Origin of the sequence: Arthrobacter halodurans, assembly GCF_041877255.1 — a bacterium.
Lineage (GTDB): Bacteria > Actinomycetota > Actinomycetes > Actinomycetales > Micrococcaceae > Arthrobacter_N > Arthrobacter_N halodurans.
On record NZ_JBHDLJ010000008.1, the window covers coordinates 23,435 to 37,604 of the forward strand.

At 73.8% G+C, this 14,170-nt stretch carries 14 protein-coding genes; 3 read left to right on the forward strand and 11 right to left on the reverse strand.

The features are described from left to right. Nucleotides 1–29: 29 nt before the first annotated feature. Together pheT and pheS are read right to left on the reverse strand one after the other, a co-directional pair. Nucleotides 30–2,573: a phenylalanine--tRNA ligase subunit beta gene (pheT, locus tag ACETWP_RS10885; RefSeq protein ID WP_373972269.1), complete on the reverse strand. Its 2,544-nt coding sequence runs from the start codon at nucleotides 2,571–2,573 to the stop codon at nucleotides 30–32. Nucleotides 2,574–2,576: 3 nt separating this feature from the next. After that, complete coding sequence (gene pheS / locus ACETWP_RS10890) at nucleotides 2,577–3,665, reverse strand: phenylalanine--tRNA ligase subunit alpha (protein ID WP_373972270.1); 1,089 nt, start codon at nucleotides 3,663–3,665, stop codon at nucleotides 2,577–2,579. Nucleotides 3,666–3,792: 127 nt separating this feature from the next. On the opposite strand from pheS, the gene ACETWP_RS10895 reads away from it, so the two are divergent. Further along, nucleotides 3,793–4,305: a hypothetical protein gene (locus ACETWP_RS10895; RefSeq protein WP_373972271.1), complete on the forward strand. Its 513-nt coding sequence runs from the start codon at nucleotides 3,793–3,795 to the stop codon at nucleotides 4,303–4,305. A gap of 26 nt (nucleotides 4,306–4,331) precedes the next feature. Here ACETWP_RS10895 and pcp read toward each other — a convergent pair whose 3' ends face one another. Continuing rightward, the gene (gene pcp / locus ACETWP_RS10900) at nucleotides 4,332–4,961 is read right to left on the reverse strand and encodes a pyroglutamyl-peptidase I (RefSeq protein WP_373972272.1); all 630 of its coding nucleotides are present in this window, start codon (nucleotides 4,959–4,961) and stop codon (nucleotides 4,332–4,334) included. Nucleotides 4,962–5,040: 79 nt separating this feature from the next. Between pcp and ACETWP_RS10905 the strand changes: the two genes are divergently transcribed. Beyond that, nucleotides 5,041–6,198: an Rv2578c family radical SAM protein gene (locus ACETWP_RS10905; RefSeq protein WP_373972273.1), complete on the forward strand. Its 1,158-nt coding sequence runs from the start codon at nucleotides 5,041–5,043 to the stop codon at nucleotides 6,196–6,198. 123 nt (nucleotides 6,199–6,321) lie between these two features. Here ACETWP_RS10905 and ACETWP_RS10910 read toward each other — a convergent pair whose 3' ends face one another. The 5 genes from ACETWP_RS10910 to infC form a co-directional block, all read right to left on the reverse strand. Beyond that, nucleotides 6,322–6,762 (reverse strand): NUDIX domain-containing protein, encoded by a 441-nt coding sequence (locus ACETWP_RS10910; RefSeq protein ID WP_373972383.1) that lies wholly within the window; start codon nucleotides 6,760–6,762, stop codon nucleotides 6,322–6,324. A 181-nt stretch (nucleotides 6,763–6,943) separates the two neighbouring features. Continuing rightward, nucleotides 6,944–7,846, reverse strand: a complete 903-nt coding sequence (locus ACETWP_RS10915) for a TrmH family RNA methyltransferase (RefSeq protein WP_373972274.1) — start codon at nucleotides 7,844–7,846, stop codon at nucleotides 6,944–6,946. Nucleotides 7,847–8,080: 234 nt separating this feature from the next. Beyond that, a complete protein-coding gene (gene rplT / locus ACETWP_RS10920) occupies nucleotides 8,081–8,752 on the reverse strand; it encodes a 50S ribosomal protein L20, sunset domain variant (protein ID WP_373972275.1) in 672 nt (223 codons plus the stop codon). Nucleotides 8,753–8,858: 106 nt separating this feature from the next. Continuing rightward, complete coding sequence (rpmI, locus tag ACETWP_RS10925) at nucleotides 8,859–9,053, reverse strand: 50S ribosomal protein L35 (RefSeq protein WP_373972276.1); 195 nt, start codon at nucleotides 9,051–9,053, stop codon at nucleotides 8,859–8,861. A 120-nt stretch (nucleotides 9,054–9,173) separates the two neighbouring features. Continuing rightward, nucleotides 9,174–10,181, reverse strand: coding sequence for a translation initiation factor IF-3 (gene infC / locus ACETWP_RS10930; protein WP_373972277.1), 1,008 nt, complete (start codon nucleotides 10,179–10,181; stop codon nucleotides 9,174–9,176). Between the two features lie 317 nt (nucleotides 10,182–10,498). On the opposite strand from infC, the gene ACETWP_RS10935 reads away from it, so the two are divergent. Next, a complete protein-coding gene (locus ACETWP_RS10935; RefSeq protein WP_373972278.1) occupies nucleotides 10,499–10,867 on the forward strand; it encodes a DUF1844 domain-containing protein in 369 nt (122 codons plus the stop codon). A gap of 162 nt (nucleotides 10,868–11,029) precedes the next feature. Here the strand turns inward: ACETWP_RS10935 and ACETWP_RS10940 are convergent, their stop codons facing one another. Genes ACETWP_RS10940 through priA form a run of 3 tightly spaced genes read right to left on the reverse strand, consistent with a single transcriptional unit; the run spans nucleotide 11,030 to nucleotide 14,111 of the window. Next, complete coding sequence (locus ACETWP_RS10940; RefSeq protein ID WP_373972279.1) at nucleotides 11,030–12,346, reverse strand: MFS transporter; 1,317 nt, start codon at nucleotides 12,344–12,346, stop codon at nucleotides 11,030–11,032. Nucleotides 12,347–12,349: 3 nt separating this feature from the next. Further along, complete coding sequence (locus ACETWP_RS10945) at nucleotides 12,350–13,315, reverse strand: SseB family protein (protein WP_373972280.1); 966 nt, start codon at nucleotides 13,313–13,315, stop codon at nucleotides 12,350–12,352. Between the two features lie 55 nt (nucleotides 13,316–13,370). Then, nucleotides 13,371–14,111, reverse strand: a complete 741-nt coding sequence (gene priA / locus ACETWP_RS10950; RefSeq protein WP_373972281.1) for a bifunctional 1-(5-phosphoribosyl)-5-((5-phosphoribosylamino)methylideneamino)imidazole-4-carboxamide isomerase/phosphoribosylanthranilate isomerase PriA — start codon at nucleotides 14,109–14,111, stop codon at nucleotides 13,371–13,373. Nucleotides 14,112–14,170 lie beyond the last annotated feature (59 nt).

Here is a 14,170-nt window from a genome sequence, read left to right on the forward strand (position 1 = left end):
CGTCCCGGACCCGCGCCGCCCCTCCCCGGCTAGCGCTGCACGGCCCCGAAGCGGGCGGCCGCGGCGGCCACGGCGGCGGAGCGGGCGCCGGAGGCCTCGTCGGCGGTGAGCGTCCGGTCGGCGGCGCGGAAGCGCAGGCCGAACGCCAACGACTTCTTGCCCTCCTCGATGCCCGGCCCCGCGTAGACGTCGAAGAGCGCGACCTCCTCCAGAAGTTCGCCGGCGCCCTCACGGAGCGCCTCGAGCACGTCCCCGGCCACCACGTCGGCCGCAACGACCAGCGCCACGTCCTGGGTGCTGACGGGATACGTGGACAGGTGCTTGGCGACGATCACGTCGGCGGCGGAGTCGAACAGCGCGTCGGCGTTCAGCTCCATCGCCACGGTGCGCGCGGGCAGGTCCAGGTCGGCGAGCAGCCGCGGATGCAGCTCCCCCGCGTAGCCGACCGTCTCGCCCGTGCGCAACGCCAGCCGCGCCGTCCGGCCCGGGTGGAACGCCTGGTGCGTGCCCTGGTGGGTCAGGAGCTCCACGCCCAGCACGTCGGCGGCGAGCCGGGCGGCGTCGACCGCGTCCGCCCAGTCGTAGGCCCGCGGGGTGTGCCCGGCGGCCGCCGGGGAGTCGTGCCCGGTGAGGACCGCGGCGATGTGCAGCGGCTGGTCGGGCAGCCCGTTGTACAGGGAGTCCAACACGTCCTCGGACGGGCGGGCGCCCAGTGGGGGGATCGACGGGGTCCCCAGCGCCGCGCCCGGCAGGAACACCAGCCCGGCCTCGAAGAGCGCGAGGTCGCGGAAGCCCCGGGAGTGGTTGCGGCGCGCGGAATCGAGCAGTCCGGGCAGCACGGACCGGCGCAGGAAGCCGAATTCCGCGGAAAGCGGGTTGGCGAGCCTGACGGCGCGCGGCTCGGATCCGGCCTCCGCGGTGCCGAACGTGTTGTTCTGCGCGGCGGAGACGAACGGGTAGCTCAGCGTCTCCGTGAGACCGGCGGCGGCGAGTGCCTGGAGCACGCGGCGGCGCTGCTGCTGGACACGGCTCAGCCCGCGCCCCGGCGGCGCGACCGGCAGCGTCTTCGGGATCTTGTCGTACCCGACCAGGCGCGCGATCTCCTCGGTGAGGTCGTCCCGGTTCGTCAGGTCGTGGCGCCAGGTCGGCGCCGTGACGCGGAAGCCGTCGGCGTGGGCCTCGACGCGCGCGCCCAGGTCCGTGAGCGTGCCCACGATCTGGTCCTCGGTGAAGTCGATCCCGATGCGCCGGGACGCGTAGTCGGCGGGGAGCTCGACGACGCTCGGCTCCGGCCGGGTCCCGACGTCGGTGGCCGTCGTCTCCGGCGTCCCGCCGGAGAGCTCGACGAGCAGGTCCACAGCGCGCTGCGCCGCCTCGTCGGCGACCTCCCAGTCGACACCGCGCTCGAAGCGCTTCGACGCCTCGGAGGGTAGCTTGTGGCGGCGGCGCGACCGGGCGATCGACACCTCCTCGAAGTGGGCGGCCTCGATGAGCACGCTGCGCGTCGCGTCGGAGACCTCCGTCGCCGCGCCGCCCATGACGCCGGCGATGCCGATCGGACCGCTGGCGTCGGTGATGAGCAGGTCCTCGGCGTCGAGCGTGCGCACCTTGTCGTCCAGGGTGCGCAGCGTTTCACCGGGGGCCGCGCGGCGGACCACGATCTCCCCGGACAGCCGGTCCAGGTCGTAGAAGTGCAGCGGCTGGCCGAGCTCGAGCATGACGTAGTTGGAGATGTCCACCACGAGGGAGATGGAACGGATGCCGGCCAGGCGCAGCCGGCTGGCCATCCACGGCGGGGTCGGCCGGGTCGGATCCACGCCGCGCACGGTGCGGGCGACGAAACGGTCGCAGCCGGGCTTGCCGTGGATGCCGTCCGCGTCCTCCAGGCGCACCGGATACCCGGGGCCCGACGGTTCCGCGACGACGACGAGGGAGGCAGGGTCCACGCTCGGCGTGCCCGTGGCGTGGCCGTACTCGCGGGCGACGCCGCGCAGCGAGAAGCAGTAGCTGCGGTCCGGGGTCACGTTGATCTCGGCGGCCTGGTCGTCGAGTCCCAGCAGCCCCAGCGCGTCGGAGCCGATCTCCGGGTCCAGCCCCATCCGCGAGAGCACGATGATGCCGTCGTGGTCGTCGCCGATGCCCAGCTCGCGCGCGGACGCGATCATGCCGGCGGAGACGTGGCCGTAGGTCTTGCGGGGGCTGATCCGGAAGTCCCCGGGCAGCACCGCGCCGGGGAGGGTCACCACGACCTTGTCCCCCTCGGCGAAGTTGTGCGCGCCGCAGACGACGCCCTGGACGCCGGAGGGGTCGATGCCCTCCTGCGTCAGCGTCTGCGCCTTGCCCTCGGGAACGACGCGGACCTGGCACCAGTTGATGGTCTTGCCGTTGGACTGCGGCTCCTTGACGATGCTGAGCACCTGACCGACGACGACGGGGCCGGAGATCTGGTCGGCGGGACGGTGCACGTCCTCCTCCTCGAGGCCGACCTTCACGAGCTCGGCCATGACGTCCTCGGCGGTGGCGCCGGGCGGGACCTGCGCGTACTCGCGCAGCCAGGAAAGTGGAATACGCATGGGTTAGATCTCCATCCCGAAGTGCTGGCTGAAACGGACGTCGCCCTCGATCATGTCGTGCATGTCGGGCACCTCGTTGCGGAACATCAGCGTGCGCTCGATGCCCATGCCGAAGGCGAAGCCGGAATACACCTCCGGATCGATCCCGGCCGCCCGCAGGACGTTGGGGTGGACCATGCCGCAGCCGCCCCACTCGATCCAGCCCGGGCCGCCCTTGGCGCCGGGGTGCCAGATGTCGAGCTCGGCCGACGGCTCGGTGAACGGGAAGAAGTTCGGGCGCAGGCGGATCGCCGCCTCGTCGCCGAACATCTGACGCGCGAAGTGCTCCAGCGTGCCGCGGAGGTCCGCCATGGAAAGGCCCTTGTCGATCGCCAGGCCCTCGAACTGGTGGAAGACGGGGGTGTGCGTGGCGTCGAGCTCGTCGGTGCGGAACACCTTGCCCGGGCAGAGCACGTAGATCGGCAGGTCGCGCTCGAGCATGGAGCGGACCTGGACCGGGGAGGTGTGCGTGCGCAGCACGAGGTGGGCCTCGGGCGGGTCGACGAAGAACGTGTCCTGCATCTCGCGCGCGGGGTGGTCCGGGGGGAAGTTGAGGGCATCGAAGTTGAACCACTCGGACTCGACCTCGGGACCCTCGGCGATCTCCCAACCCATGCCCACGAAGATGTCGCTGACGCGCTCCTGCAGGACGGACAGCGGATGTCGGGCACCGGCACGGCGGCGGCGCGGCGCGGCGGTCACGTCGACGGCCTCCTCGACGAGGATCCGCGCGGCGTCCTCCTCCTCGAGCACCGCGGTGCGTTCGGCGAGCGCCTTGTTGACCCGGCCGCGGGCGGCTCCGAGGAGCTTGCCGGCGGCGGCCTTCTCCGTCTTGTCGAGACGCCCGATCTCGCGGTTCGACAGGCTCAGCGGCGACTTCTCCCCCGTGTGCGCCAGGCGGGCGCTCTTGAGCTCCGCCAGGTCGGAGGCCGCGGCGATGGCGGCCAGCGCCTGCTCGGCGGCTCGCTCCACCGCTTCCGGGTCCGTGGGGTGGGGGACGGCCGGCCCCGCGGCGTCCGGGGCGCCGTCGGGGCGCGTCGATGGTTCAGACATGTGTGGTTGCTGCCCTTTTCCCTGTGGTTCGCGTGACCTGATTCGGGTCGAGTCTAGTGGAGGTCCGCGCCGCGCTCCGAACCGTTCCGCCGGACGTGACGGGTCCGCGCGCAGCTACACTGGCCGCATGCCGAGCTGGAAGCGGATCCGCACCGCAGCGAACTGGGTGAACCTCTCGACGCCCGCCGGGCTGGCCCTCGCCGCGGCCTGCCGCTGCCCGGTGCGCCGCGGACCGGACGGGCTGCGCCTGGCGTCGGGCTACCGCGCTCCGCTGCCCGTCGCGGGGGCGTTCACGGTGGGCAACGTCGTGTTCTTCCGGCCGCGGTACGAACGCCCGGAGGAGCATCCCCTCCTGCTCGGCCACGAATCGAGGCACGCCTCGCAGTACGCGCTGTGCCTCGGGTTGCCCTTCATCCCGCTGTACTTCGCGGCCGCGGCGTGGTCCGTGCTGCGCACGGGCGATCCGGCGTCGAGGAACCCGTTCGAGCGGTCCGCCGGCCTGGCCGCCGGCGGCTACCGCGAGCGCCCGGCCCGGCCGGTGTCCGCGGCGGTCCGCCCGGTTCTGTCGACGCTGCGCGGGTCCCGGCCGCACGACAAGACGGGGAACCGGTCCCTCCGGCCCCGCCGCCCGGGCCGGTGAACCGGTCCCTCCGGTCCCGCCCGCGGCTAGTGCTCCGCGCCGGCCGGCACCGCGGCGTCCGGCGAAGGATCGAGCGCCTGGAGGGCGATGGTCTGCAACGCGCGCGACAGGGCGTCGAGGCCCTGCCCTGGCTGGTCTGTGTGGCCGACGGGCGGGACGTGCACGAATCCCCCGCGGGCGGCTCCGCCGCGGGCACGCAGGGCGTGCATCAGGGCGTAGAACACCTGGTTGCACACGTAGGTTCCCGCGGTCTGCGAGATCTCGGCCGCCAGGCCCTCGCCCTCCAGGGCGGCAAGCGCGCGCTTGATCGGCAGCGTGCCGAAGTAGGCGGCGGGACCGCCGGCCTCGACCGCCCGGTCCACGGGCTGCTCGCCGGCGTTGTCCGGTATCCGCGCGTCGATGAGGTTGATGGCGACCCGCTCCAGCGACACGGCGCCGCGGCCGGCGGCGAGCCCGACGCAGACCACGACGTCGGGACCATGCCGTTCGATCGCCGCGCCGAGCGCGGCGGGAGCCTGGGCGAAGACGCACGGCAGCTGCTCGGCCGCGGCGTCGACCCCCGACGCGTTCAGGGCGGCCGCGGCCAGCCGGGCCGCGTCGATGGACGGGTTGGTCGCGTCGCCGCCGAAGGGCTCGAAGCCGGTCAGGAGAATCATCCGTCCATCGTAGGCCGGGGCGTCGGGGCGGTCCGCGGGTGTGTGGACGCGGCATTAGAAAGTATGTTCTAATCGTGGGGTGAGATGGGAAGCTCAGCTGGTCCGGCCCCCGGCCGGACCGCCGGAAGCGGGGTACGCCGACATGGTCGGCGCCCCGCTTCCGCTCGCCGGTTTCGGCGACGTCTCCGCCGCGGGCGCCCTGCCGCTGCCCGGGATCGTGCGTTCCGTTCGGACGCCGGAGTTCGCCGGCATGACGTTCCACGAGGTGCTCGCCAAGAGCGCTCTCAACAAGGTTCCCGAAGCCTCGAACATGCCCTTCCGCTGGACGGTCAACCCGTACCGCGGGTGCAGCCACGCCTGCGTCTACTGCTTCGCGCGCAAGACGCACACCTACCTCGACCTCGATGCGGGCGCCGACTTCGATTCGCAGGTGGTCGTGAAGCTCAACGTCGCCGAGGTGCTGCGCGCCGAGCTGCGGAAGCCCTCGTGGGGGCGCCAGCACGTCGCCCTGGGGACCAACACGGATCCGTACCAGCGGGCGGAGGGGCGCTACCGCCTCATGCCCGGGATCCTCGCGGCGCTGACCGACTCCGGGACACCGTTCTCCATTCTGACCAAGGGGACGCTGCTGGCGCGCGACGTCGACCGGCTCGTCGCGGCCGCCGGGGAGGTTCCCGTGTCGGTGGCGCTTTCGATCGCGATGACGAACGCCGAGCTCAGCGCGGCGGTGGAGCCCGGCACCCCCTCGCCGGAGGCCCGGTTCCGCCTCGTGGAGCGGCTCGCCGGCCGCGGCATCGACTGCGCCGTGCTCGCGATGCCGATCCTCCCGTGGCTCAGCGACTCGGACGAGGCACTGGACGCGTTGTTCGCGCGGCTCGCGCGGGCCGGAGCCTCCAGTGTGACGGCCGGGCCGCTGCACCTGCGCCCCGGGGCGCGCGAGTGGTTCATGTCGTGGCTCGCCGCGACGCATCCGCAGCTCGTGGAGCGCTACCGGCGCCTGTATCGCCGCGGGGCGGTGGCCGACCCCGAGTACCGCACGTGGCTCTCGGGCAGGATCAGGCACTTCCGGACCCTGCACGGGTTGGCGTCCGGTGGCGCGGCCTTCCGCGATGCCGCCGGCGCCGACGGCCCGGGTCCCCGGGCCGGTTCGGCCGCCGGCCCGGGGGCGGGTTCCGCCGCGGGGCCGCCCACCGAGGCCGCCCCCGGCCAGCCGGCGCTGTTCGACCTCCGGGGATAGCCCGCCGGCGCCCGCGCCGGCGGGGGGGGGCAGGCCACGTTGTTCGACCCGCGGCGAGCCATCCGCGCCCGCTGCGGGCCAGCGCCCCAACCCGCGGCTCGGTTCACACGCGACGGCAGCCGCCTAGAAGCCTCCCGCCCGGGCCGCAACGTGTTGCCGCAGAGCCAGAACGATCGGCCGGTCGGCGGGAATCCACTCGAGTTCGAGGAGCTCCGTGGAGTCGACCCCGACCCACCGCAACTGGTCGTGGTCCTGGAGCGGCCGGGGTTCGCCGGAGGCGACGGCGGCGAACCAGACCCTCATGGCCGCGGTGCCGTTCAGCGGCCACCCCTCCGCCAGCGGGCCCTCGATCTCCCCACCCAGGCGCGCGGAGACACCCAGCTCCTCGTCGAGTTCGCGCAGGAGCGCGTCCTCGCAGGTCTCGCCGGGCTCGACCTTGCCCCCCGGGAACTCCCACTGCCCGGCGTAGGCCGCCGGGCGGGTGCGCCGGGCGGCGAGGAGGCGCCGGGGAGCGTCCAGGGAGTCGACGATGGCCGCTCCCACGATCTGCCGGGGAACGGTCATGCGACCGCGGCCACCGGTCCACGCGGTGACCTTCGAGACCGCGATGGCGGGGTCGGCCGCCTGTGCCGCGGTTTCCCCCTTCGTACCGCCGGAAGCTGCCATGTTCTCCGCCTGATGTTCGGGTGCTGGGGGGCACGCGCTGAGGATTCCCCCCAACGCTACAGCGCCGGCGCCGGCGGCCCTAGCCGCGGCGTTGCGCGCGGGCCGAGGCGTAAAGGCAGACGGTGGCCGCAGTCCCGACATTCAGCGACTCGGCGACTCCGTAGAGCGGAACCGCCACCCGGTGGTCCGCCGCCGCCAGCTCGGCGTCGGACAGACCCGCGGCCTCGTTGCCGAAGAGCCACGCGGTCGGCGCCTCGAGGCGCGCGGCGGCCGCGCCGCCGTCGTTCCCCGCGCCGGGTGCCAAGCGCCGCGCTGCGCTCCGGTCCTGCAGCTCGTCGAGGTCCGTCGCCCCGTATCCGTCGGCGGCGAGGACTGCGAGGCCCGCCGCACGCAGGGTGTCGACGCCCTCGCCGAAGGAGAGCCCCGTGACGACCGGCAGATGGAACAGCGACCCCGCGGTGGAGCGGACCGCCTTGGGGTTGAAGATGTCCACGCTGCCTTCGGTCAGCAGGACGGCATCGGCGCCGGCTGCGTCCGCGGCGCGCAGGACGGTGCCCGCGTTCCCGGGGTCCTGCACGCGGCACATCACCGCCACAAGCCGGGGGCCGCGGGAGAGGACGTCGTCGAGCGTGGCGTGCGGCATCCTGCAGACGGCGAGGATCCCCTGCGGCGTCACGGTGTCCGCCATGGCCGCCAGCACCGCGTCGGTGGCCAGCCGCAGCGGCGCGCCCTGGGCCAGCTCGGCGAGGTCCGGGGAGCGGTCGAGGCACTCCGCGGTGGCGTAGAGCTGGTCCACCACGGGTTCTCCCCCTGCGGCGGCGCGTTCGCGGTGCAGGCGCAGGGCCTCGCGCACGGACTGCGGTCCCTCGGCCAGGAACTGACCGGCCCGGACCCTGCCGGAGCGGCCCGCCAGGCGCGCGACCTCGCGGACGCGGTCGGCGCGGGGGTTGGACATCGCGGCGGGGGATCCTGCAAGACTCATGCCGAAAACTGTAGCCGGGAAGTCCGGGGCCGACGGAATCCGCGGTGCACCGGCGGCCGGGGCCACCCCGTTGCGGGGCCACCGCGTTCCGGAGGCCACCCGCCCGGCGGGGCACGGCACGACGCCGGCGCGACAACCCGACGCGCCCGCCCGGTGGACGTGGAAGGGGGCGGAATCCTTGCGGATTCCGCCCCCTTCGCCGCGGTCCGGGGACCACAGGCCAGTCGGTGGAGACTAGCCCTTGAACTGCTGGCGGGACTCGCCGCCGGCCGGCTCGAACCCGGCGGCCTTGGCGGCCTCGACGGAGTTGAACCAGTACTCGGCGGTGGTCTGCTCGTACCAGGTGGAACCCGGGACGTGGTACTTGTTGGACTGGTTGCCCTTGATGACGTAGCCCTCCGGGGCGTCCTCGCCCTCGACGGCCTTCACGGCACCGGCGGACTCGCCGGCGGCCGGCGCGGCCTGGGCCGGAGCTGCGGACTTCGGGGCGGCGACCTTGGCGGCCGGCGCGGTCGGCGCGGCCTTCGCGGCGGCCGGGGCATTGACGTCCGACGGCAGGGCGTTCTTCGCGATGCCGACGAGCGCGCTGAAGGCGTTGGCGTCGGAGATGGCCAGCTCGGCCAGCATGCGGCGGTCGACCTCGACCTCGGCGGCCTTGAGCCCCTGGATCAGGCGGTTGTAGGTCAGGCCGTTGGCGCGGGCAGCGGCGTTGATGCGCTGGATCCACAGGCGGCGGAAGTCGCCCTTGCGCTTGCGGCGGTCGCCGTAGCTGTAGACGAACGAGTGGAGCAGCTGCTCCTTGGCCTTGCGGTACAGCCGCGAACGCTGGCCGCGGTAGCCCTTGGCCCGCTCGAGGATGACCCGGCGCTTCTTATGGGCGTTGACTGAACGCTTCACACGTGCCACGTGTGTACTCCTTAATGCTCTGCCCTCTCGCCGCCCACTGCGTGGGATCCGGACGGAGGAAATCTACGGTTGGACGAAAGCCTTCTGGCCCCCGGGGGTGCGGTGGCTAGATGCCCAGCATCCGCTTGATGGTCTTGGTGTCGGCCTTCGAGACGATGCGGTCGCCCTTGAGCTGGCGCTTCAGGCTGGAGGGCTTGTGCTCCAGGTAGTGCCGGCGGTTGGCCTGCTGGCGCTTGAGCTTGCCGCTGCCGGTGAGCTTGAAGCGCTTCTTGGCTCCACTGTGGGTCTTGAACTTCGGCATATCCGCCGTTCTCCTTACGTGCTCCCGAGTCCCTGACGGGCCGGGGATCATTCGGGCTTCCGGTGCCGGAAGCCCGTGGGTGGGGTGTTCGCCCCGAGGGGCTCGCCGTCCCGGTCCGCGCTACTTGGCCGGACCGGGCTTGGCTGGTTTGCGGGGAGCCGGCTTCGGCGCGGGGCCGGCCGCCGGCTTCGGGGTCGGCTTGGGCGTCGCCATCGGCTTCGGCGCCGCCTGGGGCGTCGCCGGGGCCTGGGGTGCGGCCGCGGGCGAAGCCGCAGCGGGCCGTGCCGGGGCCGCGGTCCTCGCCGGGGCCGTCGTCCGGGTGGGAACCGACGTCCTCGCCGGGGCCGGGGACGACTTGGTCGGGGCCTTCGCCTCCGGAGCCGCCTTGGCCGGTGCCTTCGCCGGGGCCGGATCGGCCGGTGCCTCGGCGGCAACCTCTGCCGCCGGGGCCTCGACCGGAGCCGGGTTCTTGGCGGCCTCGGCCGCGTCCGCCTCGACGCGGGCAAAACGCGCCATGAACTCGTCGGGGAGGTTGTCCCCAAGCGACTGGGTCAGCGCAGGCTGGTCGTCCGAGGTGTCCACGCGCTCCTTGGGCGACGAGGACCGGGCCTTGTCGGCCTCCCGCTGCGCCAGGCGGCGGGCCTCGGCCTTCGCCTCGGCCTTGTTCTTGAGCGGGCCGACCACCATGACCATGTTGCGGCCATCGATGCGCGGCGTCGACTCGACCAGACCGACCTCGGCGACGTCCTCGGCGAACTTGTTGAGCAGGCGGATGCCCATCTCCGGGCGCTGCTGCTCGCGGCCGCGGAACTGGATCATGGCCTTGACCTTGTCGCCCGCCGCGAGGAAGCGCAGCGCGTGGCCGGTCTTCGTCTCGTAGTCGTGCTTGTCGATCTTGAGGCGGAAACGGATTTCCTTCAGGACCGTGTTGGTCTGGTTCTTGCGGGCCTCGCGGGCCTTGACCGCGGCTTCGTACTTGTACTTGCCGAAGTCCATCAGTTTGCACACGGGAGGCTTGGCCGTGGGGGCCACCTCGACGAGATCAAGTTCGGACTCCGACGCGAGACGCAGCGCGTCCTCGATGCGGACGACGCCGACCTGCTCGCCGTTGGGTCCAACAAGCCGCACCTCGGGGACGCGGATTCGATCGTTAATGCGTGGATCGCTGATGTGTCGCTCCTGCTGTTCAGTGTTCGGAAGCCGCCCGCAACAGGAGAAGGCCCCCGGCTGCGAGGCAGGCGGAGGCCTTGTGAATTCGGAGGCGGCGGGCCGCCCGGCGCGGAACGAACTCCGTGCCACCGAATTGACCCGGCGGCCTTGCGGCTGCTGCGGGTGGGAGAAGGCCTCCACTTGCATACCGGTTCCGCGCGGTAACGCCACCCCGATGAATCGGGACGGCGCACACGAATACGTGAAACCAGTCGGTCTGTGAAAAGCTTAGCAGTATGAGCACCCCTGAAACCAATCCGGCCCCGAGCCCTTCTAACACCGACCACGTGCGCGACATCGCGGAGGTCGCCGCCGTCGAAATCATCACGACGGCGGCCGTTCACCTGATGAGCGCCGCCGCGGTCAAGTGCGGCCTCGCCGAGGGATCCGACGCCGAGGAGCTGAAGGACCTCGACGAGGCCCGGAAGCTCATCACCGCCCTCGCCGGCCTGATCACCGCCGCGGCCCCGGAGGTCGGCAGCCAGCATGCGGCCCCCCTGCGCGACGGGCTGCGCACCCTGCAGCTGGCGTTCCGCGAGGCCTCCACCATCCAGGACGCGCCGGGCAAGGGCCCGGGCGAGAAGCTGACCGGCCCGGTGAACTAGCCCGCAGGCCTGAACCAGTCCGCAGGCCCGGGGACGGCGCCCGCCGGCCCGCCCCGGGGTCGCGGGCGGCCCGGTTGTCCCGGGCAGCCCGGTTATCCAGGGCCAGGGCCCGCGGGGAGACGGCCGGGGCGCGCGCCCACCCGGGTGCCCGGGTGGGCGCCCTCAGACCAGCGCGGCCCGACGGCGGCGCACACCCTGGGCCGCCAGCGCCACGAGACAGAGTGCCGCGCCCGCGACGCCGACCACCACGAACCCGCCGCCGGGGGATCCGGCGTCAATCACCAGACCCACCAGCGGCGAGCCCAACGCCGTCCCCCCGGTCAGGGCGGAGCCGTACCAGCCCATCGCCTCGCCGCGGCGTTCCTCGGGGACGAGGTCGGCGAGCCGCTCCGACGCTGCGGAGAGCAACGGGGCGCAGAGCAGCCCCGGCGGAATGGCGAGCAGCGCCAGGGCCCAGGTTCCGTCGGCCCAGAACATGGGCACCGTGAGCACGGACATGCCCAGAAGGAGCGCCAGGGGCGAGACGCGGCGGCGCATCGATCCGTAGACCAGGCCGCCGACCACCGAGGCCCCGCACCAGAACGCGAACACGATGCCCAGCTCCCCCACGGCCCCGATCCGCTCCAGGACGGCGATCATCGCGACCTCGGAGCCGGACAGCAGCAGCCCGGCCCCGGCCGACGCGATGAAGACGGCCACCACGCCGGCGCCGACCCACCCGAACCGGCGGCGGAACGTCCGTCCGCGCCGGGCGACCCGCGCACGGGTCTCTTTTCCGCCGGCGTCCAGCAGCCCGGCCTCGGCCTCGGCCAGGTGCGCCGGCGCCGAGGCGACGACCGCGGCCTCCGCGCCGCGCCGCTCCTCCTTCGCGTCGCTCTCCGCGACGGCGCCCGGCTGCCCCGAACGGGTCGGCGGGTTGAGCCACATCAGCACGAGTCCGCTGGCGGCGCCGACCAGTCCGACGGCCGTCAGTCCCGCGGGGGTGCCCGCGCCGATGGCCACGATCGCCGCGAGCGCGGGCCCCGTCATGAACACGAGTTCGGTCGCGATGGCGTCCAGCGCGAACGCCGAGCGGCGCGTCTCCCCCGCCGTCATGACGCCGAGCGCCTGGCGCACCACGCTGAAGACGGGCAGGGCGAACACCCCACCCAGGAACGCCAGCGGCAGCAGCCAGTGGTAGGGGACGTGCGGGACCGCCGACCAGACGGCGGCCTCGGCGACCACGGACGGCACGAGCGCCCGGCGAAGGCCCACGGTGTCGATCCGTCGGCCGCGCCACGGCGCGCCGAGCGCGATCCCGACCGTCATGACCGCGGCGGCGGTCCCCGCGGCGGTCCAGTCCAGGCCGAGGGTCCGGACGACGTGCAGCGTGAGCAGGATGCCGGCCGCGGAATGCGGCAGGCGCGCGGCCATGCCGACCGCCAGGAGGGGCGCGACCCCCGGGCGGCGCAGCAGCTGCGCGTAGCGGGCGAAGTTCACGTCCTAGGCGCCCGGCGCCACGGGCCCGGACGGCGGCGCCGATCGGAGCGAGAGTTCGAGCGAGTCGACGCCCTCCGCGAACCCGGCGTCGGCGCCGAGCGCGCGTTGGATCCGCGTGGCCGCCGCCCGGGCGTCGGGTTCGCCGGTCCCCGCCCGGAAGGTGAGCTCCACCCGCAGCTCCGGCCCGGGGCCGCCCCCCGCGAGGACGTGCCCTGACGCGGACCTGGTGGCCACGCCGCGCCCCGGACCGACGGCGATGCCCGCGACCGCGGGCTCGCCCTCGGCGAGCCGGCCGAGCAGGTCCAGGTGCGCGGGGTCCCGGTAGCTGGGGAGCCACGGCTGCTGCTGGGCCAGCGCCCAGACGCCGGGGCGGCGGAGAACGAAGGTGACGTCGGCCCCCGGATCGATGACCAGCAGCTGCGCGTCCTCGGCGACCGCCGACAGCGCCGCGCGCGCGGCATACACCGCGACCGGGCGGGCCTCCGGGTGCCATTCCCCCAGCCGGGCGGCGGTCGTGAAGGCGGGCAGCGCGCGACGCCCGTCGGGCGCCGTGAGGGTCACCAGCGCCATGTCCGCCTCCTTGTCCTCGGCGAATCCGTGCGCGCCGACACCCCCGTCGGCAAGCGTCGCGACCACCGGGATGAACACACGGGCCGACGCCAACGCGCGGTGGACGTCCTCCTCGGACCCCGTCCCGGCGAGTAGCGCGGCGATGGCCGCCTCGTAGCCGGCGTCCGCGGCTCCGTCGTCCTGGTCGAAGCGGTGCAGCGGGTTGCCCTCGCCGCCGAGGTCGCGCCCGGCCCAGGGGCGGCCCGCGGAATCCGCCCCGCCGCCGGCGCGTTCCAGCGCGGCCGCGATGTGCCCGGGCAGGTGCCGCGCGGGGGCCGCGGCCGGGAATCCGGCGTGATGCGCGGGCGGGCCGCCGGCGGGTGCGGCGGATCGGCCGCGCGCGGGATCGGCGGCACTCACCCGGTGACCTGTGCTCTCATGGTGGTTCGTCCTCGACGGCGCGGGCGGGGGCGCGCTAGCGCCGTCCGGCGACGTCCAGCGCCTCGGGCAGCGTGAACTTCCCGGCGTAGAGCGCCTTCCCGACGATCGCCCCCTCAACCCCCGCAGGGACCAGCTCGCGCAGGACGCGCAGGTCCTCGAGGCTGGAGATGCCGCCGGACGCGACGACCGGCTTGTCGGTTCGCTCGCACATCTGGCGGAGCAGCTCGACGTTCGGGCCGCGCAGCGTGCCGTCCTTCGTCACGTCCGTGACCACGTAGCGGGCGCAGCCGGCGTCCTCGAGCCGGGCCAGCACCTCCCACAGGTCGCCACCCTCCTTGGTCCAACCACGGGCGGCCAGGGTGGTCCCGCGCACGTCCAGCCCGACGGCGATCTTGTCGCCGAAGCGCTCGATGGCGCGGGCGGTCCACTCCGGGTTCTCCAGGGCGGCCGTCCCCAGGTTGACGCGCGCCGCGCCCAGCTCCAGCGCGGCCTCCAGCGACGCGTCGTCGCGGATGCCCCCGGAGAGCTCCACACGGGTCTTCAGCTGGCGCACCACGCGGCCGAGGATGTCCCGGTTCTCGCCGCGGCCGAAGGCTGCGTCGAGGTCCACGAGGTGGACCCATTCGGCCCCGTCGTTCTCCCACGCCAGCGCCGCGTCCAACGGGTCGCCGTAGCCGGTCTCGCTGCCGGCCTCGCCCTGCACGAGGCGCACGGCCTGGCCGTCGGCGACGTCGACGGCGGGGAGGAGTTCGAGGATCGGGTTTTCGGGGCTCATGTCACGCACTTTCGGTTCGGGGGCGGGCGTTGCGGGTGGCGGCGCCGCGGGCGGGGCCC

Coding starts and splice junctions, on each gene's coding strand:
- pheT (WP_373972269.1), bottom strand. CDS start 2,573: ATGCGTATTCCACTTTCCTGGCTGCGCGAGTACGCGCAGGTCCCGCCC.
- pheS (WP_373972270.1), bottom strand. CDS start 3,665: ATGTCTGAACCATCGACGCGCCCCGACGGCGCCCCGGACGCCGCGGGG.
- ACETWP_RS10895 (WP_373972271.1), top strand. CDS start 3,793: ATGCCGAGCTGGAAGCGGATCCGCACCGCAGCGAACTGGGTGAACCTC.
- pcp (WP_373972272.1), bottom strand. CDS start 4,961: ATGATTCTCCTGACCGGCTTCGAGCCCTTCGGCGGCGACGCGACCAAC.
- ACETWP_RS10910 (WP_373972383.1), bottom strand. CDS start 6,762: ATGACCGTTCCCCGGCAGATCGTGGGAGCGGCCATCGTCGACTCCCTG.
- ACETWP_RS10915 (WP_373972274.1), bottom strand. CDS start 7,846: ATGAGTCTTGCAGGATCCCCCGCCGCGATGTCCAACCCCCGCGCCGAC.
- rpmI (WP_373972276.1), bottom strand. CDS start 9,053: ATGCCGAAGTTCAAGACCCACAGTGGAGCCAAGAAGCGCTTCAAGCTC.
- ACETWP_RS10935 (WP_373972278.1), top strand. CDS start 10,499: ATGAGCACCCCTGAAACCAATCCGGCCCCGAGCCCTTCTAACACCGAC.
- priA (WP_373972281.1), bottom strand. CDS start 14,111: ATGAGCCCCGAAAACCCGATCCTCGAACTCCTCCCCGCCGTCGACGTC.